Origin of the sequence: Roseateles toxinivorans (assembly GCF_004362525.1) — a bacterium.
GTDB lineage: Bacteria > Pseudomonadota > Gammaproteobacteria > Burkholderiales > Burkholderiaceae_C > Paucibacter > Paucibacter toxinivorans.
This window is the reverse complement of record NZ_SNXS01000004.1, coordinates 234,684-253,668: the sequence shown is the minus strand read 5'-3', so window position 1 is coordinate 253,668 and position 18,985 is coordinate 234,684. Positions and strand designations below refer to the sequence as shown.

The window sequence follows — 18,985 nt, the reverse complement described above, 5'->3', positions numbered from 1 at the left end:
CTTGATGCAATGACAAGCCCGGGAGGATAGCGGTTTGCGCGACTCGCGAGGCTGTGGAGCCGGGTTCGCCGCCAAAGGCATTGCCCTCAACACCCCACAAAAGAATACCAACTATCCAATAAATTGCACAATAATCACAATATACGGTATCTAGAACACATAAATGCGCACTTCCAGATCACAGCAGGACAAGACGCGGCGCTTGATACTCCGCACCGCGGTCGATCTGATGACGGCCCAAGGCATCGACGGCACGACGATGAAGCAGATCGGTCGCGCCGCCGGGCTGGGAGACGCCACGATCTACAACTACTTCCCCAGCAAGGAGAAGCTGGTGTTGGCCTACTTTGAGCTGCAGGCCGGCGAGGCGCTGGCACTGATGGGCGGCACCAAAGGGCAACAGGCGTTCGCGCTCCAGGAGCGCATGCAGTTGCTGATCGACAGCCTGCTTGAACTGCTGCTCGCCGACCGCGAATTCGTCGCCATGGCCCACCAGATGGTGCAGCGCGCACCGATGCTGCTGCTGGGGCAGGCCATGCCGGGCAAGAAGCTGCTCCAGCAGGCCTTTGTCGACATGCTGGAGCAGGCCGAGGCCGTCGGCGAAATTGCCCCCTGCGCCTTCACGCCCAGCCTGGGCGGCCTGCTGGCCGACTACGTCTATGGCGTCGCCGCCTACTGGCTGAAGGACGAGTCCGATGAATTCGGCAACACCACGCAGCTGATTGACCTGAGCCTGGGCGTGCTGGTGCTGGCACTGCAGAGCGGCATCATCAACAAGCTGCTGGACCTGGGCGGCTTCATGCTGCGCAGCCAATTGGCGCGGCTGCTGCAGGATCAGGGCGGCGGCCTGCTGGACCTGCTCGCCCTGGCCAGGCGCGGTCTCTCGGCGGGGGTGCAGCGATGAAGGCCGACGTCAACGGCTGGCTGCTGCTGGCCGCCGCCCTGAGCGGCATCGCCGCGGCCCTGCATGTGCTGATCGTGTTCGGCGGGGCGCGCTGGTACCGCTTCTTCGGTGCCGGCGAAGGCATGGCCCGCATGAGCGAGGCCGGCCACTGGTGGCCGCCGCTGCTGACCAGCGGCATTGCTCTGGTGCTGGGGCTGTGGGCGCTGTACGCGCTGACGGCCAGCGGCGCCTGGGCGCCGCCCGAGTCACTGGCATGGATGCTGCCCTGGCCGCGCCTGGCGCTAGCCCTGATCACCGCCATCTACTGCCTGCGCGGCCTGGCCCTGATCCCCTTGCAATGGTTCGCCCCAGCGCAGGTGACGCCCTTCCTGATCTGGAGCTCGCTGATCTGCCTGGGCTACGGTGTGGCGCATCTGATCGACTTGATCCAGGTCTGGGAGCGGCTGGGATGAGCGGCAAAGCCCCGCACAGCGGCCGCCTGGCCCGTGGCGCCATCGCGGGCACCGCTGCGGTCAAGCTTGGCATGGCTGCTTTGGCGCGCAAGGCACAGGTGCTGACGCAGTCGGACGATGCCGGCACGCAGGCCCGCGCCGCCCACGAGGCCAAGCTGGGCCGCATCCTGTTCGGCGCGCTGAATCAGCTCAAGGGCACGGCGTTGAAGGCCTCGCAGTTGCTCAGCCTGGAGCTGGGCCTGCTGCCCGAAGGCATGCGCAGGGAGCTGGCACGCGCCCACTACCAGGTCACGCCACTGAACCGGGCGCTGGTGATCAAGTTGCTGCGCCAGGAGTTCGGCGCCGGGCCGGAGGACTTGTTCGCCGGCTTCGAGCCGCAGGCCTTTGCCGCCGCCAGTCTGGGCCAGGTGCATGGGGCCACGCTGCACAGCGGCGAGGCCGTCGCCGTCAAGCTGCAGTACCCCGGCATGGCCGCCTCGATCGGCAGCGATATGGCCTTGCTGCGCGGGCTGCTGCAGGGCCTGGCCCTTGGTTCGGCGTCGCTGCCCAAGCCCGAGGTGCTGGCGCGCATGATGGCCGACATCGAACTCAAGCTGGCCGAGGAGCTGGACTACCGGCAGGAGGCCGAACAATTGCGCTGGTTCGGCCGGCACCTGGCTTCGATGCCCGACCTGGTCGTGCCCCGGCCGGTGGCCGAACGCAGCAGCCAGCGCGTCCTGACGATGACGCGCCTGCCCGGCCTGCACCTGAACGAATGGCTGGCCAGCGGGCCCTGCCAGGCCGAGCGCGACCGCTATGGCCAGCTGCTCTTCGACCTGTTGCTGCACTGCGTTTTCGTGCTGGGGCGCCTGCAGGCCGACCCGCATCCGGGCAACAGCCTGTTCATGTCGAAGGGGCGCCTGGGGCTGCTGGATTTCGGCTGCACCCAGACGCTGTCACCCGCCTTCTGCGCGGGGTTGAGTGCCGCCTGGAATGCGCTGCTGCGCCAGCCCTGCGATCATCAGGCACTGCAACAGGCCTATCTGGCCCTGGGCCTGATCTCGCCCGAACTGGGCGCCGACCGCTTTCGCGATGAGCTGCTGCCGGCATTGAATCCCTTTCTGGCCTGGCAGGTCCAGCCCTTCACCCAGGCGGTGTTCGACTTCGGTCAACACCCACCGCCGCCCAGAACCCACGCCGACCGGCAACGCACCGCCCTCACCCACTTGCAGTCCATGGCACCCGAGATGCCCTACTTCGACCGAAGCTATCTGGGCCTGCTGCAGACCTTGCGCGCGCTGGGCGCGCGGGTGCGCACCACCAACCGATGGATTCATGCATGAACGGGCAAGCCACCGCCACGCCGGCATAAACGGCTGCCGATGAGTGGGCGCCTGACGCTCAGAAGCTTTCCCAGTCATCACCCGCGGCACCGGCCGCTGCCGGCGCGGCAGCCTTGCTGGCGGTCGGCTTGGGCATGGGGCGCGGCGCCGGCTTGGGCGAGGCATTGGGCGCAGCGGGCTTCCCTGCGGCCGGCCTGGCGCTGAAGCTGGGGGTGATGGCCCGCGGAGCCGGCGTGGACGCGGTATGACCACGAACCTCGCCGCCCAGCGAAAACACGCTCACCGCTGCCACCAGCTTGGCGGCCTGCTGGCTCAGGCTGTCGGCCGCGGCCGCACTTTCCTCCACCAGGGCGGCGTTCTGCTGCGTCACCTGGTCGAGCTGGGTCACGGCATCGCTGACCTGGCCGATGCCCGCGGTCTGCTCGATGGTGGCGGCACTGATCTCGGCGATCAGGTCATTGACGCGCTTGACCTGGGCCACGATATCGTCCATCGTGCGGCCGGCCTCGCCAACCTGCTGGCTGCCGGTCTCGACATTGACGACGCTGTCATTGATCAGCACCTTGATCTCCTTGGCCGCCTCGGCCGAGCGCTGGGCCAGGCTGCGCACTTCGGAGGCCACGACGGCAAAGCCGCGGCCCTGTTCGCCGGCCCGCGCCGCCTCGACGGCCGCATTCAGCGCCAGGATATTGGTCTGGAAGGCGATGCCGTCGATCACGCCGATGATGTCGCTGATCCGCTTGCTGCTGGCGGTGATGGCTTCCATCGTGCCCACCACCTGACCCACCACCACGCCACCCTTGGCGGCGGCGACGCTGGCCGAGCTGGCCAGCTGAGTGGCCTGGCGGGCAGTGTCGGCGTTGTTCTTGACGGTGGCGCTGAGCTGCTCCATCGAGGCCGCCGTCTGCTGCAGATTGCTGGCCTGCTCCTCGGTGCGCTGCGACAGATCGGCATTGCCGGTGGCAATCTGTGCAGAGCCGGTGGCAATCGAGTCTGAACCCTGACGCACCGTGCCGACCACGGTGACCAGGCTGTCATTCATGGCCTTCAGCGCTTGCAGCAACTGGCCGGTCTCATCCTTGCTTTGCGCCTCGATGTGCGAGCTTAGGTCACCGGCGGCGACGGTCTGCGCCACCTTCACCGCCTGGGCGATCGGCACGGTGATCGAGCGTGCAATGAACCAGCCCACGGCGGCGCTTCCGGTCACCATCGCCGCCAGCAGGCCGAGCATCAGCACCAGCGCCTGCGAGTACTGAGCCTGACCGTCGGTCGCGGCCTTGTTGATCAGGCCGATCTGCATGTCCTTCAAGCCGTCGAGCTGCTTCATGTACTCGAGCTGCACCGATCGCAGCTTGTCCACCAGCAGGGCCTTGGCTTCGTCGCGCTGGCCCTTGGCTATCAAGTCCATGAGCGCCAGTTGCACCGGCACATAGGCCGCGCGCGCGGTCTGCACGGCAGCCAGCTGGGCTCGGCCCTCAGGGGAGGTGACGGTCGGGGCGAGCTGGTCCAGCAGCTTGCCGATGTTCTCGCGCGACTTGGTGGCCAGTTCCAGCGACGCACGCTGCTGGGCCGGGTCCTCAAGAATCAAGGCATTGCGCAGTTCGCGCGCAATCAGGTGCACGTCGTCGGAGATATCGGCCAGCCTTTGCACCTTGGGCACGCGATCATGGCCGATCAGTTGCAGGCTCTCGTTGAGCTCGGCCAGGCGGGACAGGCCCAGCAGGACCACCGCCACCGCGATCACGATCAGCAGCGCAAACCCGGCACCCAGGCGTGCGCCGATGTTGAGATTCTTGAAGAAGTTCATGAGGGGCTTTCACAGATCAATGGGTGGGCCCTCACGCGGTGCCGCGCGGCAAAGGCGTCGATGACAGCTTTTCGGCGCGGCCGCGCCCGAATGAAGTGCTGCGGCGACGCAAAGACCGATATTGCAGATTCAGACCGTTTTTATCAGTAATGTCTTTTTAGCCCAGGAACCGACGGAGCGCGGGTTGACCCCGAGAGCACGGTCGCCACAAGTGGGCAAAAACACCGGCGGCGCAGTGGCATCATCGGCAGGAGACAGGGCATTGGCGAGGTAGCGCATTGGATTTGTTCGCGCTGGACGGGGAACTGGCCGGGCTGGAAGCAGCCCTTGAGCAGCTGCACGCCCATGCCAGACTGAGCCTGCTGCCCGCGCTGGCCTGGCATCTGCGCCAGCGTGATGGCGGCCGCGCGATGGCGCTGTCCGAGGAGGCCCGCGCGCTGCTGGTCACCAGCACCAGCAGCGAGAACGAGCGCCTGCATGTGCAGGCCAGGCTGGACATGCTCGACGGCGAGGTGGCCTGGCTCAACGCCGAGCTGGACCAGGCGCTCGCAGCCTGCCAGCGGGGTCAGGCCGCGTTCTACAAGCTGGGCGATGCCCGGGGCCAGGCCGATGCCCATATGCTGGAGGCGCAGATCATGGCCGACCGCGGCCAGTCGCTGCCGGCCGAGGCCCATTGGTCGGCCGCCGCCCATGCGGCGATGCTGGCCCGCGACCCGGCGCGAATCGCCTTCGCCCAGATCGCCAAGGCCCGCTCGGAGCTGCTGCGCGATATCCGCCGCGCCGAGTCGCCGCAGCGCTTCAGCGTTCTGGAGCCCGGCAGCGAACCCCATCCCTGCGTGACCGCCGTGCACAGCGAATACCTGGGCCTGGCCGCTGCACTGCGCGGCGACTTTGCCGAGTCCACCGGCCACTATGCCGCCAGCCAGGAGGCGGCGGCGCGCTGCGGCCAGTTCCGCCTCTGTGTCGAGAGCACCAGCCTGCTGGGCCGCTCCTATGCCAAGCTCAACGATCATGAGTCCAGCCTGACCTGGATGCAGCGCGCGCTGGCCCTGGCGCGCCAGCGACCCTGGCCCTGGTCGCTGGGCGTGTGCCTGATGCACTTCGGCGAGACGCTGCGCAACTTCGGCCGCCACCAGGCCGCCTCCGAGCTGCTGCATGAGGCCCTGCAGACCTTGACACCACTGGCGGGCTCGCGCCCCTACACCTGGACACTGATGTTCCTCGCCCACCTGGAGCGGGACATGGGCCAGCACGAAGCTTCGCTGGCCCATTACCGCGAGCTGGGCCAGCGCGCGCAAGGCCTCAACCACAACGAGATCATCATCGATGCCAGCCTGGGCGAGGCGATCGCCCTGTCCCTGCTCGACCGCCCGCGGGAGGCGCAGGCGCTGGCCCTGCAGGTGCTGGAGCAGTCCCGCGGCCTGGCCAATGTGCTGCGCCAGACCGATGTGCTGAAGGCGCTGGCCGATATGCATGCCAGGCATGCGCTGCCGCCGCCAGCCGAGATGCAGGAGGCCAATGCGGTGCTGCACTACCTCGGACAGGCCGTGACCCTGATGGCCGGCGTGGGCGGCTACACACCACCACCGGAGCTGCTGGAACAGCTGGCTCGCGCGTACGCCCGCCAAAGCGACTTTGCCCGCGCCTACGAGTTCTCGCAGCGTGCCGGCGTCGCGCGGGGCACGATCCACGGCCAGGAAGCGACCGACCGCGCGATCGCCATGCAGGTGCACCACCAGACCGAGCGCGCCCGTGTCGAGATGGCCTATCACCGGCAACTCGCCGCCGCCCAGCACAAGCGCGCGCTGGCCCTGCAGCAGACCAGCGAGACCTTGGAGCAGCTGGGCCGCATCGGCCAGCAGATCACCGCCCAGCTGCGCTTCGACGCAGTCTTCGAGGCGCTGGCCGAGCATGCCCAGGCCATGCTGTCGGCCGACGCGTTCGCCATCTGCCTGCTGCACCCCGATGGCCAGCACCTCAGCACCTCCTATGTGCTGGAGCGCGGCAAGCCGCTGCCGGTGGAACTGATCGCACTGAACGACCCGTTTGCCAACACCGCCCGCTGCGTGCGCGAGCGCCGCGAGCTGGTCGTCCACCTGCCCCCCGAGCAATATGACCCCAGCCTGGTGCCCGGCACGCTGCAGACCCTGAGCCGGCTGTATTCGCCGCTGATGGTGGCCGATCAGGTGCTGGGCGTGATGAGCGTGCAGTCGGTACGCCCCCATGCCTATGGCGAGCGGGAACAGACCATCTTCCGCAGCCTCTGCGCCTATGGCGCGATTGCCCTGGACAATGCCCGCGCCTACGAGCAACTGCGCCAGGCCCGGGCCAAGATGCTGGCCCAGGACAAGCTGGCGACGCTGGGCTCGCTGGTGGCCGGCGTGGCCCAGGCCATGAACAGCCCGCTGGGCAATGCCGTGCTGGTGGCCGAGACGCTGCAGCACCGTGCCGGCTCGCTGAACCAGAAGCTCAGGGCCAACGAGCTGCGCCGGGCCGAGCTGCAGGGCTTTGCGCAAGAAAGCACCCAGGCCAGCGCGCTGCTGGTCAGCGGGCTGGAGCAGGCCTCGCGCCTGGTGCAGAGCTTCACCCGCCTGGCCGGCCGGGGGCCGACCGAGCCACACCAGGAGTTCGAGCTGTTTGCCGTCGGCCAGCAGTTGCTGCGTGGCCTGCAGGCCCGGCTGCAGACCGCCGGCGTGCGGCTGCGCCTGGCCCTGCCCGAGGGCCTGATGCTGTCGGGCTATCCGCAGGCCCTGACCCATGTGCTGGCGCAGCTGCTGGACAATGTGCTGCTGCATGCCTATCCCGCGGACCATCAGGCCGGCGAGCGCTGCGTCACCCTCGCGGCGGAGGCCGTCGGCGACCGCATCCTGGTCCGCGTGCAAGACAATGGCATCGGCCTGGACGGGCACAGGCTGCGGCGCCTGTTCGAGCCCTTCTCCACCGCCGACGATGCCGGCGCCGGCGCGCACAGCGGTCGCGGCCTGGGCCTGTTCGTCTGTCATACCCTGGTCAATACCTTGTGGGGCGGGGAGATCCGCGCCGATAGCAGACCCGGCGAGGGATGCCGCTTCACGCTGGACCTGCCGCGTCAGGCGCCCGAGGGCAAGTCATGAGTCCACCAGAGTTCTTTGCACCGATGGCCGGGCGTGAAGCGCTCGAGGCTGCGCTGGCCGATGCGCATGGCCCGACGCGCCTGGCGCCGCTGGTCGCACTGGCCTGGCAGTTGCGCCAATGCGAGCAGGCACGCGCCCTGAGCCTGCGCGACGAGGCGCTGGCGCTGATCGACGTCGACGCGGCAGCCGTGGAGCATGGGCGGGCGCTGGCCCGGCTCGACCTGGTGCTGGCCGAGCACCTGCTGCAGACCGCAGCACTGGAGCCGGCCGCGACGCTGATCCAGCAGGCGACGAGCGTCTTCTCCGGGCTGGACGACAGCATCGGCCAGTCCGATGCCTGCATGCTGCTGGCCATGGTCCGCCTCGACCAGGGCCGGACGACCGAAGCCGAGGCGAACTTTGAAACCGCGGCCGACCTGGCACGGCGCCGCGGCGATGCCCTGCGCGAGAACCTGGCCCGGGCTTGCCTGGCACGCTCGACCGTGCTGCACGACATCCGCCTCGCCCGCGAGCCGGTGGAGTTCCCCCTGCCACTGGCACAGCAGTCGCCCGGCCTGCGCGCGCTGGCCGAGGACTATCGCGGCCTGTGCGCCGGCCTGATCGGCGACTTTGGGCGCGCTGCCAGCCATTTCATGGCGGCCCATGAAGCGGCACAGGCCAGCGGCCAGCTGCGCCTGGCGATAGTCTCCACCACCTCGGTGGGCCGTTCGTTCTCGAACCTGAATGACAACGACTCGGCGCTGGCCTGGTTCGAGCGCGGCCTGGCATTGGCCCGACCGACCGGCTGGCCGTCCAGCCTGGGGCAATGCCTGATGCAGACCGCCGAGACGCTGCGCCGCCTCGGCCGCCTTGAGCCGGCACAGGAACTGCTGCGCGAGGCGCTGTCCGTGATGCAGCCGCTGGCTGGCTCGCGGGCCTATGCCATCAACCTGATGTACCTGGGCCGACTCAGCGCCAATCAGGAGCAGCACCTGGCGGCGCTGGCCTACTTCGCCCAGCTCGAGGCGCGTGCCCAGGTGCTGAACCATATCGACTTCGTCATCGATGCCCGCATCGGCGAGGCACAGGCACTGTCGCAGCTGGACCGCGCCGAGGACGCGCTGGAGATGGCCCGCGGCACGCTGGAGCTGGCGCGCAGCCGCAGCGGCATCGACCGGCAGATCGAGCTGCTGCGCGTGCTGGCCAATATCCATGAGCGCCACCGCCTGCCGGCCCCCGGCGAGATGAGGCTGGGCACGGCCAGCCTGCACTACCTGAAGCTGGCGCTGGCCCTGATGACCCATATCCAGGGCTACACGGCGCCGGGCGACCTGCTGGACCAACTGGCCCGGGAGTACGCCAAGACCGGCGATTTCGAGCGTGCCTACGACTACTCGCAGCAGGCCAGCCTGGCCCGGGAGAAAACCCATGGCGCAGAGGCCACCAACCGCGCGATCGCGCTGCAGATCCATTACCAGACCGAAACGACGCGGGCCGAGGGCGAGCATCATCGCCAGCTGGCCCTGGCCGAGGTACAGCGTGCCCAGGTGCTGGAGCAGACCAGCCAGACGCTGGAACGCCTGAGCAAGGTCGGGCAGGAGATCACGGCCCACCTCGATGCCGCGGACATCTTCGAAGCGCTGAACCGGCATGTCCAGGGGCTGCTGGCCGCGGAGTCCTTCGCCATCTATCTGATGGATAACGACGGCCTCGGCCTGAGCACCGCGCTGTTCATCGAGAACGGCCAGCCGCAGCCGGCCTGCCGGGTGGCGCTGGACGACCCCCATGCCGGTTCGGCCCGCTGCGTGCGTGAGCGTCGCGAGGTGTTGATGTTGCGCAAGCCCGGCGACGACGAGCCCGACTCCAACCTGATCCCCGGCTCGCTGGACACGGCCAGCCGCATGTTCGCCCCCCTGCTCGCCGGTGAGCGCGTGCTCGGGGCGATGACCATCCAGTCAATGCGGCCCGAGGCCTACGGCGAGCGCGAGCAGCGCATCTTCCGCACCCTGTGCGCCTATGGCGCGATCGCGCTGGACAATGCCCATGCCTATGCCCAGCTGCAGGCGGCGCGAGACAAGCTGGTTGCGCAGGAGAAGCTGGCCTCGCTGGGCGCGCTGGTGGCCGGCGTGGCCCATGAGCTCAACACACCGATAGGCAACAGCCTGCTGATTGCCGGCACGCTGCAGCACCAGGCGCTGAACTTCGAGCAAAAGGTCAGGGCCCAGACGCTGCGCCACTCGGATGTCAGCAACTTCGTGCGCCAGTCCACGGAGGCGGCCGATCAGTTGGTGCAGGGCCTGGCCCGCGCCGCCAAGCTGGTCAGCAGCTTCCAGGAGGTGGCGACCGACCGCGCGGCCGAGCGCCGCCGCCGCTTCGATCTGCGCGGCACCGTGCAGGACATCCTCAGCACCCTGATGTCCAGCTTCGTCGATGCCGGCCACCGCATCGAGCTGGACCTGCCCGAGCATCTGACGGTGGATGGCTACCCCGGGGCACTGGGTCAGGTCCTGACCCAGCTGGTCAGCAATGCGCTGACCCATGGTCTGGCCGGCCGTGCGCAGGGTCTGATCCAGATCTCCGCGGGAACGCCGCACGAGGGCCGCGTCGTGATCAACTTCCGCGACAACGGCGTGGGCCTGTCCGAGGCCAATCTGCGCCGCATCTTCGACCCCTTCTTCACCACGCAGCTGGGCCAGGGCAGCAGCGGCCTGGGCCTGTACATCTGCCACAACATCATCAGCTCGCTGTTCGGCGGCCAGATCAGCGCCCACAGCCCGGCCGGCGAAGGCCTGCTGTTCGTCATCGACCTGCCGCTGACGGCCCCGAAGTAATCAGTGGCTGTTGCGTTTGAACCTGGCGCCCCAGCGCAGGCGCTGCAGGGCCAGCAGTTCGCGCACACCATAGAGCAGCGTGCAGCCGATCACCAGGCCGTGGGTCAGGGTGCGGTTCATGACAGCTTGTCGAGCGGCCAGACGAACACCCGCAGGTCGGCGAAATAGCGATCCAGCAGGGCTTGCGGGGCGAGCGACTTCAGGATCTTGCGCATGACAGGCTCCAGACCGGGATGCTGAAGCCGCCAAGTTAGCGGGGGATTGTGAAAATGGCGTGAAACGCAGGGCTCACAGCAGCGGCGCCGTGGTGTCTATCACCACCTTGCCCAGGTGCTGGGCGCTCTCCAGCCAGGCATAGGCCTCGGGCACCTGGTTGAAGCCGAAGGTGCGGTCAATCACCGGGCGGATGCTGTGCAGCTCGGCAAAGCGGGCCAGCCGCTCGGTCATGGCCCGGCTGCCGACCAGCACGCCCAGCAGCCGGCTTGCGCCATCGATCAGCGCCCAGGGTTCCAGCTCGCCGCCGAAACCGCTGACGCCGCCCACCACCGCCACCGCGCCGGCCATGCGCACCGAGCGCAGCGACTGGGTCAGGGTGCCGCGCCCGCCGACATCGACGACCAGGTCAACGCCTTCGCCGCCGCTCAGCCGGCGCGCCTCGACGCTCCACTCGGGATGGGTGCGGTAGTTGATCGTGGCGTCGGCGCCCAAGGTTCGGGCGAAGTCCAGCTTGGCATCATCGGACGAGGTGATGATGACCCTCATCCCCGCCGCCTTGGCCAGCTGCAGCGCCCACAACGAGACGCCACCGGTGCCCTGCAGCAGCACCGTGCTGCCGGGCTTGAGGCTCCCCGCTTCGAACAGCGCATGCCAGGCGGCCGTGCCGGCGCAGGTCAGGGTGGCGCCCTCGCGGTAACTGAAATGCGCGGGCAGCTTGATCAGGGCCTGCCCGGGCATCACCAGCTCCTGCGTCAGCCAGCCGGCACCACCACCGCCCAGGCCCAGGGCCGTGCCCGCAACGGTCGGTGGGCCGTCCAGCCAATCGGGGTAGAAAGCTGCGGTGACACGGTCACCCGGCGCCACGGCGGTGACGGCGCGGCCGGCCTCCAGCACCTCGCCGGCGCCATCAGACAGGGGCACCAGGGGTGGACGCTCCGGGCTTCCGCCCCGGGCCAGTATCAGGTCGCGGTAGTTCAGCGAAGCGGCATGGACGCGCAGGCGCACCTCATGCGGCTGCAGCGGCCGTCGGGTCAGCGTGATCCGCTCAAGGCCCTCAAGGCCCCGTCCGCGGTGGAGTTGGTAGGTGTGCATGACAGGCTCGTGTGTTGACGATGATTCAGTCTATGGCGATGGAAAATCGCCAGTGATGCAATTCAGTACGATGTCAGATTCCAAACAGGAACCAATCATGAGCACCGAAGACCAGCTCAAGGGCATTGCCACCTTCGTCAAGGTGGCCGAGTCGGGCAGCTTCGCGTTGGCTGCCCAGCAGCTGCGCCAGACGCGTTCGGCCGTGGCCAAGAGCATCGCCCGGCTGGAGGCTCGGCTGGAGGTGCGGCTGTTCCAGCGCACCACCCGGCAGCAAAGTCTGACTGCTGCGTATTTCAGCGATCGTGGACGCCTATTTCAGGCTGATCGCGGACGGCAAAACTGACGTTGCCGTGGCGGCGACGGGGAGGCGCGCAGGAACTGGTTTAAATGTAGCTGAATCGTCCACGATCAGTCTGAAGCGACCTCTCCGTGGGGCTGTGTCGGAACTTAATAAGTGCTCGACTTGATCTGAATTTTTAGGCTCCTGCCAGGCCGCCGGAGGCGCCCCCCTCGGCCGCATCACGCAGGGACTTGGTGGTCTTGAGTTCGATCTTGTGACTGGCGTGCACGAGCCGGTCGAGGATGGCGTCGGCCAGCGTCGGGTCGTTGAGATAGGTGTGCCAGGCCTTGACCGGCAACTGGCTCGTGATCAGGGTGGAGCGCGCGCTGGTGCGGTCGTCCAGCAGCTCCAGCAGGTCGTTGCGTTCGGATGCACCCATGGGCGCAATCGCAAAATCATCAATTACAAGCAAATCCAGCCGAGCCAGTTGCACCAGCCTCCTGGCGAAGCTGCCGTCACCGTGCGCCACCTGCAGCTCATCGAACAGGCGCGCTGCGCGCACGTACAGCACCGAGAAGCCGTTGCGGGCCGCCTGGTGGGCCAGCGCACAAGCCAGCCACGTCTTGCCGCTGCCGGTGGCTCCGGTGATCAGCAAATTGCGCGCGTGGCGCAGCCAGTCGCTGCCGGCCAGAGCGACGATCAGGTGGCGGTCCAGCCCGCGGCTAGCTCGCCAGTTGATGTCCTCGATGCAGGCTGCGCTGACCTTGAGCCTGGCGGCCTTCAGCAGTCGGGTCACGCGCCGGTCGTCGCGCCAGGCGATCTCGCGCTGCACCAGCAGCGTCAGCCGGTCGTCAAAGGACAGCTCGGCCGCTGCGGTGCTGTGGCTCTGGTCCTGCAGGGCATGCACCATGCCGTCCAGGCGCAGGGTGCGCAGTTGATCCAGGGTGTGTTCGCTCAACATCGGATGTGTTCTCTCTCGTGGTGGTCAGTGGTAGTAGTCCGGGCCGCGCACGTTCTCGTGAGCGATGACCGGGTTGTCGGCAGCGTCCAGCGGCTTGGGTTGGCTGTCCAAACCGCACTGCAGGATGCTGGTCACGCTGCGCAGGTTCGGCGCGCGGATCGCCATAGCGCGGGTGCAGGCGGCTTCCAGGCGCGGTGCGCTGTACTTGCGCGCCAGCGCCAGCAGGCCCAGGCACGCGCGGTAGCCTTGCTCGGGGTGCGGGCGATGCGTCATCTGCCAAGTCACCACCGCCGCCGTACTCACGCCGATGCGTTCGCCCCAGGCGATGAGCTTGGCCGGCGTCCACTCCAGGTGCGCCCGGTGCGACGCCGGCATGTGCTCGGGAGCGGTTGTGAACCCGCCGCGCGCGGCGCTCAGCGCGTGGCTGGCCACGCGCTGGTTGGACGCGAAGCACTCCAGCAAGTCCCCGGTGACGCGCACGTCGACCTTGGCGTTCACAAGCCGGTGGGGCACGCTGTAGTAGTGGCCGTCGAACTCGACGTGATAGTCGACGTTGACCTTGGCCGACTTCCAGCGGCTCAACTGGAAGCGCTCGGCCGGCAATGCCGTCAGCGCCGGCGCGTCGAGCTGCTCGAACGCGCTGCGCCGGCAGCCGGGAAGCTTCTTGAACGGCCGCTGGTTCAAGTCCACCAGCAACACGGCGATGGCCCGGTTGAGCTCGGCCAAGCTGAAGAAACGACGGTTGCGAAGACGCGCCAGGATCCACCTCTGCACCAGCAGCACGGCGGCTTCAACCTTCGGCTTGTCGCGAGGGTGCGCGGGGCGAGCCGGAAGCACTGCGCATCGGTAGTGCTGGGCAAATTCTTCGTACGCTCGACCCGGCTCCGGGTCATACCGCCCGTGCGTCTTGACCAGCGCCCGGGCCTGGTCGGGCACGATCAACTTGGGCACGCCGCCGAAGAACTCCAGCGCCAATACCTGCGCACCGATCCAGTCTTCGGTGGTCTGGCGCGGCGTAGCGTAGACGAACGTGTAGTTCGATGCGCCCAGCACAGCCACGAAGATCTGGGCCTGCGTGATCTCGCCGGTGCCCGCAGCGACGATGGGCACGGTGTCGCCGGCGTAGTCGATGAACAGCTTCTCGCCAGCGACGTGCACCTGGCGCATCGAGCGCTGCTGTGCCTTCGCGAACTCGCGGTACTTGATGCAGAAGCTCGTGTACTTGTAGGCCAGCGGGTTGGCGCTGGCGTACTCCTCCCACAGCAGCATCAGTGTGACGCCTGGGCGCTTGAGCTCCTGGTGAACGACGCCGAAGTCGGGGGCGAGTTGGTGGCTCGACCTAGCCATCGGCGGCCGGTACAGCCGGGCTTCCAAAGCCTCATCGCTCAGGCTGTCGGCCACGGCGCAGTTCACGCCTGCCACGCGCGCCAACAAAACGTACTTGCCGACCACGCTCTTGGAGATCTTGAGGGCGCGGCCGACCTCGCTGAAGCTCAGGTCGGCCTGCAGATGAAGGCGCAATGCCTCTCGGATACGGCGCATCGTGACTCTGTTGTTTGGCATCGGATCGGCCCGCAAAAAGCGGCCAGCCTATGCCGGTCAAAGATCACCTGCGCCCCCCCCCCATCGTCCACGATGACGCTGAAACAGCGTCCACGATCAGGCTGAAATGCCGTCCACCATCACGCTGAAATCCCGTCCACCATCAGCCTGAAACGCTGTCCACGATGGGCTGAAATACGCATGACTGCGGCGGGCCAGGCCTTCTACGAGCGCTGCAAGCGCGTGCTGGCCGAGCTTGACGCGGCCGAGGCGGCGTTGGACGAGGGCCGGCGCGAGCTGGTCGGACGGCTGCGCATCACCGCGCCACTGCTGCTGGGACGGCATGTCATCGCTCCGCTGCTGTGCCGCTTTGCCGCGCAGCATCCGCGGCTCGATCTGGAGATTGCCTTCACCGACCGAGTCATCGATCTGGTCGAGGAAGGCTTCGACATGGGCCTGCGCGCCGGCCCGCTGCCCGATAGCGCCAGCCTCGCCGCACGCAGGCTGGGCGCGCACGACTGGGTGATCTGCGCCGCACCAGCCTATCTGCAGCAGCACGGCATGCCCGCACGCGCCGAGGACTTTGCCGAGCACCTGGGCATCGTCTATCGCAACCCCGGGCCGGACAGCCCCTGGGAGGCGGTGGGCAGCGAAGGCCAGTCCGTCCAGCTGCGCGTGCGCCCTCGCCTGCGCTTCGACGATGTGCAGGCGATCTGCGATGCGGCCCTGGCCGGCCATGGCCTGGCCCGGCTGCCACGCTGGCTGGCAGCCCCCCATTTGCGGGCCCGGACACTGGCCACCGTCTGGGACGGCGCACACCGGCTGACGACCGACGTCCACGCGGTCTGGCCCTACACGCAGCACCTCTCGATGAAGATGCGTGCGGCGGTTGATGCGCTGGCAGCCGGCGTGCCGGCCCTGCTGCTGGGTTGAGCGGATCGTCAGCTGGCCCGTCAACCGAACCTTGACGCCTGTATCTCCTGCGCAGCGCTGGCCGCCAGCGCCTGCGGCTCAAGGCCAAGGGCACGCAGCGTTCTGGCCGCCACGCCATGGCGCATGCCGGCAATCACCGCCACAACATGGGCACTCAGCAGCGGCTGACCCCGGCCGGCGGCCAGGCCCTGCATCACCGCCTGCCCGGAGGCGCTGGCACAGTACAGCCCATGGGCCGCCGGTTGCGGCGCGGTATCCAGTGCGGCCAGTGGCTCCGGATCCAGCCCGATGCCTCGCAAAGCCTCGCCATGCTGGCGGGCAATGGCGGCGGATAACTGAGCCGGATCGATCTTCAAGCGCTCGAAGCTGCGGCGCGCCGAGCCATCGGGCAGCTCCAGCGCCGACAGCAGGAAGTGCTCGGCGCCGGGTTCGGCCTGGCCGTCGCGCAGCGCATGGCGTTCCGCGCCCTTGCACAGCGCCTTGATCGTGCCCATATCGCGCAGGCGCTGTCTGATCCCTTTAAACATCGTGAACTCCCTGTTCATTGCTTGATGAAGCCGGCAAGGCGCTTGTGCGCCGCCTGCTTGGAAACGCCCAGTGCCTGCGCGATCTGGGCCCATGACCAGCACTGCTCCAAGGCCTTGGCGACGGCCTGGCGCTCGAGCTTGTCGGCCATCAGGCGCAGCGCCACGACGGCGGCAAGTGCCTGCTCGGGGTCGTCGCTGGAAGACAGGGAGTAGGGCATTTTCATAGGTCAACTTTAGTTGACGAGCGATCTTCTCGTCAACGGTTGTTGACAAATTCATCTGCTGTCACACGATTGGCATCTGCGGCCGCTAAGCTGCGGCAACGCCTGCTCAGCCCACCCCGTGACCCACGACACCCCCGCCGAACTGCTGGAGCTGGAACGCATCATCGAGGCCGGCGGCACGCAGCTGCAGACGCGGGTAGTGGCCACGGCCGAGGCCGGCGAGCGCAGCTTTCCGCTCTATGCCGTCTGCCTCGGCAACCCCGGCCCGGACGTGCCGGCGGTGGGATTCTTCGGCGGCGTGCATGGGCTGGAGCGCATCGGCGCCGAGGTCGTGCTGGCCTATCTGAGCAGCCTGGTGCAGCGCCTGCAGTGGGACACCGGCCTGCACCGCCAGCTGGAAGCGGTTCGTCTTGTCTTCATGCCCATCGTCAACCCCGGCGGCCTGTGGCGCGGCACACGGGCCAATCCGAAGGGTGTCGACCTGATGCGCAATGCGCCGGTCGACGCCGGCGAGCGGGCCCTGTTCATGATCGGTGGCCAACGGCTCAGCGCCGACCTGCCCTGGTACCGCGGCGCCGAGGGCGCGGCGATGGAGGTCGAGAGCGCGGCCCTGTGCGCGCTGGTGCAGCAGGAGCTGCTGAGCCACCCGTTCAGCCTGGCGCTGGACTGTCACTCCGGTTTCGGCCTCAATGACAGGCTGTGGTTTCCCTATGCCCACAAGACGCCGCCGATGGCCCACCTGGCCGAGATCCATGCGCTGAAGCGCATCTTCGATCAGAGCCACCCGGTGCACCGCTATCTGTTCGAACCGCAAAGCCGCCACTACCTGGCCCACGGCGATCTGTGGGACCACCTGTACGCGCAGGCACTGCAGCAACCCGACCGCATCTTCCTGCCGCTGACCCTGGAGATGGGCTCCTGGCTGTGGGTCAAGAAGAACCCGCGCCAGCTGTTCAGCCGCCATGGCATCTTCAATCCGCTGATCACCCACCGCCAGCAGCGCGTGCTGCGCAGCCATATGGCCTGGCTGGATTTCCTGACCCGTGCCGCCTGCGGCCACCCGCGCTGGCTGCCGCGGGGCGATGAGCGCGAGCAGCATCAGCAGCAGGCGCTCGATCTCTGGTACCGAAGGCAACCCCTTCGGAACAAGCCGTGAACACATGGCTGCTGCTGCGCGGGCTGACGCGGGAGGCACGGCATTGGGGCGACTTCCCTGCCCTGCTGGCCAAGGCCCTGCCAGGGAGCCAGGTCCTGACCCTCGATCTGCCCGGCAATGGCCAGTGGCACCGCGAGCGCAGCCCGAGCACGGTTGAGGCAATGGCCGATTTCTGCGAGGCTCGGCGCGCTGGCTTGAAAACACCGGTGAACGTGATCGCGATGTCGCTGGGCGCCATGGTCGCGGTCGCGTGGGCGCAGCGCCATGCCGGCGCCGTGCAGTCCGCCGTGCTGATCAACACCAGCCTGCGGCCGTTCAGCCCCGTTCATCACCGCCTGCGCCCGGCCAACTACCCTGCCCTGCTGCGGCTGGCCCTGGGCGCCACTCCACTGCAGTGGGAGCAGACGGTGCTGCGCCTGACCAGCCGCCATGCCGGCACGCCACAGGCCGAGCGGCTGGCGCAATGGCTGAGCTACCGCCGCGACTGCCCGGTGAGCCGCGCCAACGCGCTGCGCCAGCTGTGGGCCGCCAGCCGCTACCGCGCCCCGCTCGAGAAACCCGCCCTGCCCTTGCTGCTGCTGAACAGCGGCCAGGATAGCTTGGTCGATTCCCGCTGCTCGGCCGCGCTGGCTCTAGCCTGGCAATGCCCGCTGCGCCAGCACCCCAGCGCCGGCCATGACCTGCCGCTGGACGATGGCGGCTGGGTCGTCGATCAGATCATCGACTGGCTCAGCTCGCAGCCTTGAGCGCCACGGCCAGCGCCGCGCCGACCCGCGCGTTGTGCTTGACCAGGGCGATATTGGTGGCCAGGCTGCGTCCGCCGGTCAGCTCCTTGATGCGGGCCAGCAGAAAGGGCGTGACCGCCTTGCCGCTGATGCCCTGGGCACCGGCCTCGGCCAGCGCCTGCGCAGTGATCGCATCGATCTCGGTGCGCGGCATCGCGGCTGAGGCCGGCACCGGGTTGCTGACGACGACGCCGCCCTTAAGGCCCAGCTGCCACTTGCTGCGGATGAAGCGCGCCTGCTCGGCAGGTGCATCCAGCCGGAAGTCGGCCTTGAAGCCGCTGTCCGGCGTGTAGAAGGCGGCGAAGTTGGTCTGACCAACGCTCAACACCGGCACGCCATGGGTCTCCAGATACTCCAGGGTCAGGGCGATGTCGAGGATCGACTTGACGCCCGCGCAGACCACGGCCACCGAGGTCTGTGCCAGCTCCTGCAGATCGGCCGAGATGTCGAAGCTGGTCTCGGCGCCGCGGTGCACACCGCCGATGCCGCCGGTGACGAAGACTTCGATGCCCGCCAGCTCGGCGCAGATCATCGTCGCCGCCACCGTGGTGGCGCCCACGCCGCCCTGGCTCAACACAAACGGCAAGTCGCGGCGGCTGACCTTCATCGCGTCGGGCGAGGTACCCAACTGCTCCAGCTCGGCCGCCGACAGGCCGACGCGGATCCTGCCGCCAAGGATGGCAATCGTTGCCGGCACCGCGCCGGCGTCACGGATGATCTGCTCGACCTCGCGCGCCGTCTGCACATTCTGCGGATAGGGCATGCCGTGGGAAATGATGGTGGACTCGAGTGCCACGACGGGCAGACCGGCGGCGCGCGCGGCGGCCACTTCATTGGAGAAAACCAGGTAGTCGTTCATGT

At 68.0% G+C, this 18,985-nt stretch carries 15 protein-coding genes and 1 pseudogene; 9 read left to right on the top strand and 7 right to left on the bottom strand.

Annotation, left to right across the window (positions count from 1 at the left end):
* Positions 1-163 precede the first annotated feature (163 nt).
* From DES47_RS16325 to DES47_RS16315, 3 genes are read left to right on the top strand one after another with little or no spacing between them, the layout of a single operon-like run.
* Positions 164-904 carry a TetR/AcrR family transcriptional regulator gene (locus DES47_RS16325; protein ID WP_133701803.1) on the top strand — a complete coding sequence of 247 codons (741 nt, stop codon included), beginning with the start codon at positions 164-166 and terminating at the stop codon, positions 902-904.
* Complete coding sequence (locus DES47_RS16320; RefSeq protein WP_133701802.1) at positions 901-1,356, top strand: hypothetical protein; 456 nt, start codon at positions 901-903, stop codon at positions 1,354-1,356. The genes DES47_RS16325 and DES47_RS16320 overlap by 4 nt, the downstream gene beginning before the upstream one ends.
* Positions 1,353-2,678: an ABC1 kinase family protein gene (locus DES47_RS16315; protein ID WP_133701801.1), complete on the top strand. Its 1,326-nt coding sequence runs from the start codon at positions 1,353-1,355 to the stop codon at positions 2,676-2,678. Before DES47_RS16320 ends, DES47_RS16315 begins: the two co-directional genes overlap by 4 nt.
* Before the next feature lie 58 nt (positions 2,679-2,736).
* Here the strand turns inward: DES47_RS16315 and DES47_RS16310 are convergent, their stop codons facing one another.
* On the bottom strand, positions 2,737-4,485 hold the full coding sequence (locus DES47_RS16310) for a methyl-accepting chemotaxis protein (protein WP_133701800.1): 1,749 nt from the start codon (positions 4,483-4,485) through the stop codon (positions 2,737-2,739).
* A gap of 278 nt (positions 4,486-4,763) precedes the next feature.
* Here DES47_RS16310 and DES47_RS16305 point away from each other — a divergent pair, with 278 nt between their 5' ends.
* Complete coding sequence (locus tag DES47_RS16305; RefSeq protein WP_133701799.1) at positions 4,764-7,598, top strand: sensor histidine kinase; 2,835 nt, start codon at positions 4,764-4,766, stop codon at positions 7,596-7,598.
* Positions 7,595-10,408, top strand: coding sequence for a sensor histidine kinase (locus tag DES47_RS16300; RefSeq protein ID WP_133701798.1), 2,814 nt, complete (start codon positions 7,595-7,597; stop codon positions 10,406-10,408). The genes DES47_RS16305 and DES47_RS16300 overlap by 4 nt, the downstream gene beginning before the upstream one ends.
* 288 nt (positions 10,409-10,696) lie before the next feature.
* Here the strand turns inward: DES47_RS16300 and DES47_RS16295 are convergent, their stop codons facing one another.
* A complete protein-coding gene (locus tag DES47_RS16295; RefSeq protein WP_133701797.1) occupies positions 10,697-11,716 on the bottom strand; it encodes a zinc-dependent alcohol dehydrogenase family protein in 1,020 nt (339 codons plus the stop codon).
* A 97-nt stretch (positions 11,717-11,813) separates the two neighbouring features.
* On the opposite strand from DES47_RS16295, the pseudogene DES47_RS16290 reads away from it, so the two are divergent.
* A pseudogene (locus DES47_RS16290) lies at positions 11,814-11,999 on the top strand (LysR family transcriptional regulator); the annotation flags it as partial.
* A gap of 193 nt (positions 12,000-12,192) precedes the next feature.
* Here the strand turns inward: DES47_RS16290 and istB are convergent.
* A complete protein-coding gene (istB, locus tag DES47_RS16285) occupies positions 12,193-12,957 on the bottom strand; it encodes an IS21-like element helper ATPase IstB (RefSeq protein WP_133701795.1) in 765 nt (254 codons plus the stop codon).
* A 24-nt stretch (positions 12,958-12,981) separates the two neighbouring features.
* Positions 12,982-14,520 (bottom strand): IS21 family transposase, encoded by a 1,539-nt coding sequence (gene istA, locus DES47_RS16280; protein WP_133701794.1) that lies wholly within the window; start codon positions 14,518-14,520, stop codon positions 12,982-12,984.
* 180 nt (positions 14,521-14,700) lie between these two features.
* Between istA and DES47_RS16275 the strand changes: the two genes are divergently transcribed.
* Positions 14,701-15,432: a LysR substrate-binding domain-containing protein gene (locus DES47_RS16275; RefSeq protein ID WP_133701793.1), complete on the top strand. Its 732-nt coding sequence runs from the start codon at positions 14,701-14,703 to the stop codon at positions 15,430-15,432.
* Between the two features lie 20 nt (positions 15,433-15,452).
* Here the strand turns inward: DES47_RS16275 and DES47_RS16270 are convergent, their stop codons facing one another.
* Together DES47_RS16270 and DES47_RS16265 are read right to left on the bottom strand one after the other, a co-directional pair.
* A complete protein-coding gene (locus DES47_RS16270; RefSeq protein WP_133701792.1) occupies positions 15,453-15,959 on the bottom strand; it encodes a Clp protease N-terminal domain-containing protein in 507 nt (168 codons plus the stop codon).
* 14 nt (positions 15,960-15,973) lie between these two features.
* The gene (locus DES47_RS16265) at positions 15,974-16,183 is read right to left on the bottom strand and encodes a helix-turn-helix domain-containing protein (protein ID WP_133701791.1); all 210 of its coding nucleotides are present in this window, start codon (positions 16,181-16,183) and stop codon (positions 15,974-15,976) included.
* 118 nt (positions 16,184-16,301) lie between these two features.
* Between DES47_RS16265 and DES47_RS16260 the strand changes: the two genes are divergently transcribed.
* Entirely contained in the window at positions 16,302-17,339 is a 1,038-nt protein-coding gene (locus tag DES47_RS16260) for a M14 family zinc carboxypeptidase (RefSeq protein WP_133701790.1), read from the top strand.
* Complete coding sequence (locus DES47_RS16255) at positions 17,336-18,085, top strand: alpha/beta fold hydrolase (protein ID WP_133701789.1); 750 nt, start codon at positions 17,336-17,338, stop codon at positions 18,083-18,085. Before DES47_RS16260 ends, DES47_RS16255 begins: the two co-directional genes overlap by 4 nt.
* Here the strand turns inward: DES47_RS16255 and DES47_RS16250 are convergent.
* Positions 18,069-18,983, bottom strand: a complete 915-nt coding sequence (locus tag DES47_RS16250) for a pseudouridine-5'-phosphate glycosidase (RefSeq protein ID WP_133701788.1) — start codon at positions 18,981-18,983, stop codon at positions 18,069-18,071. The two genes, DES47_RS16255 and DES47_RS16250, sit on opposite strands and share 17 nt — an antisense overlap.
* Between the last annotated feature and the right edge of the window lie 2 nt (positions 18,984-18,985).

Bases quoted from the DNA above. Each gene is read 5' to 3' on its own strand.
- DES47_RS16325 (WP_133701803.1), top strand. From the start codon at position 164: ATGCGCACTTCCAGATCACAGCAGGACAAGACGCGGCGCTTGATACTC.
- DES47_RS16320 (WP_133701802.1), top strand. From the start codon at position 901: ATGAAGGCCGACGTCAACGGCTGGCTGCTGCTGGCCGCCGCCCTGAGC.
- DES47_RS16315 (WP_133701801.1), top strand. From the start codon at position 1,353: ATGAGCGGCAAAGCCCCGCACAGCGGCCGCCTGGCCCGTGGCGCCATC.
- DES47_RS16310 (WP_133701800.1), bottom strand. From the start codon at position 4,485: ATGAACTTCTTCAAGAATCTCAACATCGGCGCACGCCTGGGTGCCGGG.
- DES47_RS16300 (WP_133701798.1), top strand. From the start codon at position 7,595: ATGAGTCCACCAGAGTTCTTTGCACCGATGGCCGGGCGTGAAGCGCTC.
- DES47_RS16295 (WP_133701797.1), bottom strand. From the start codon at position 11,716: ATGCACACCTACCAACTCCACCGCGGACGGGGCCTTGAGGGCCTTGAG.
- istB (WP_133701795.1), bottom strand. From the start codon at position 12,957: ATGTTGAGCGAACACACCCTGGATCAACTGCGCACCCTGCGCCTGGAC.
- istA (WP_133701794.1), bottom strand. From the start codon at position 14,520: ATGCCAAACAACAGAGTCACGATGCGCCGTATCCGAGAGGCATTGCGC.
- DES47_RS16275 (WP_133701793.1), top strand. From the start codon at position 14,701: ATGACTGCGGCGGGCCAGGCCTTCTACGAGCGCTGCAAGCGCGTGCTG.
- DES47_RS16270 (WP_133701792.1), bottom strand. From the start codon at position 15,959: ATGTTTAAAGGGATCAGACAGCGCCTGCGCGATATGGGCACGATCAAG.
- DES47_RS16265 (WP_133701791.1), bottom strand. From the start codon at position 16,183: ATGAAAATGCCCTACTCCCTGTCTTCCAGCGACGACCCCGAGCAGGCA.
- DES47_RS16250 (WP_133701788.1), bottom strand. From the start codon at position 18,983: ATGAACGACTACCTGGTTTTCTCCAATGAAGTGGCCGCCGCGCGCGCC.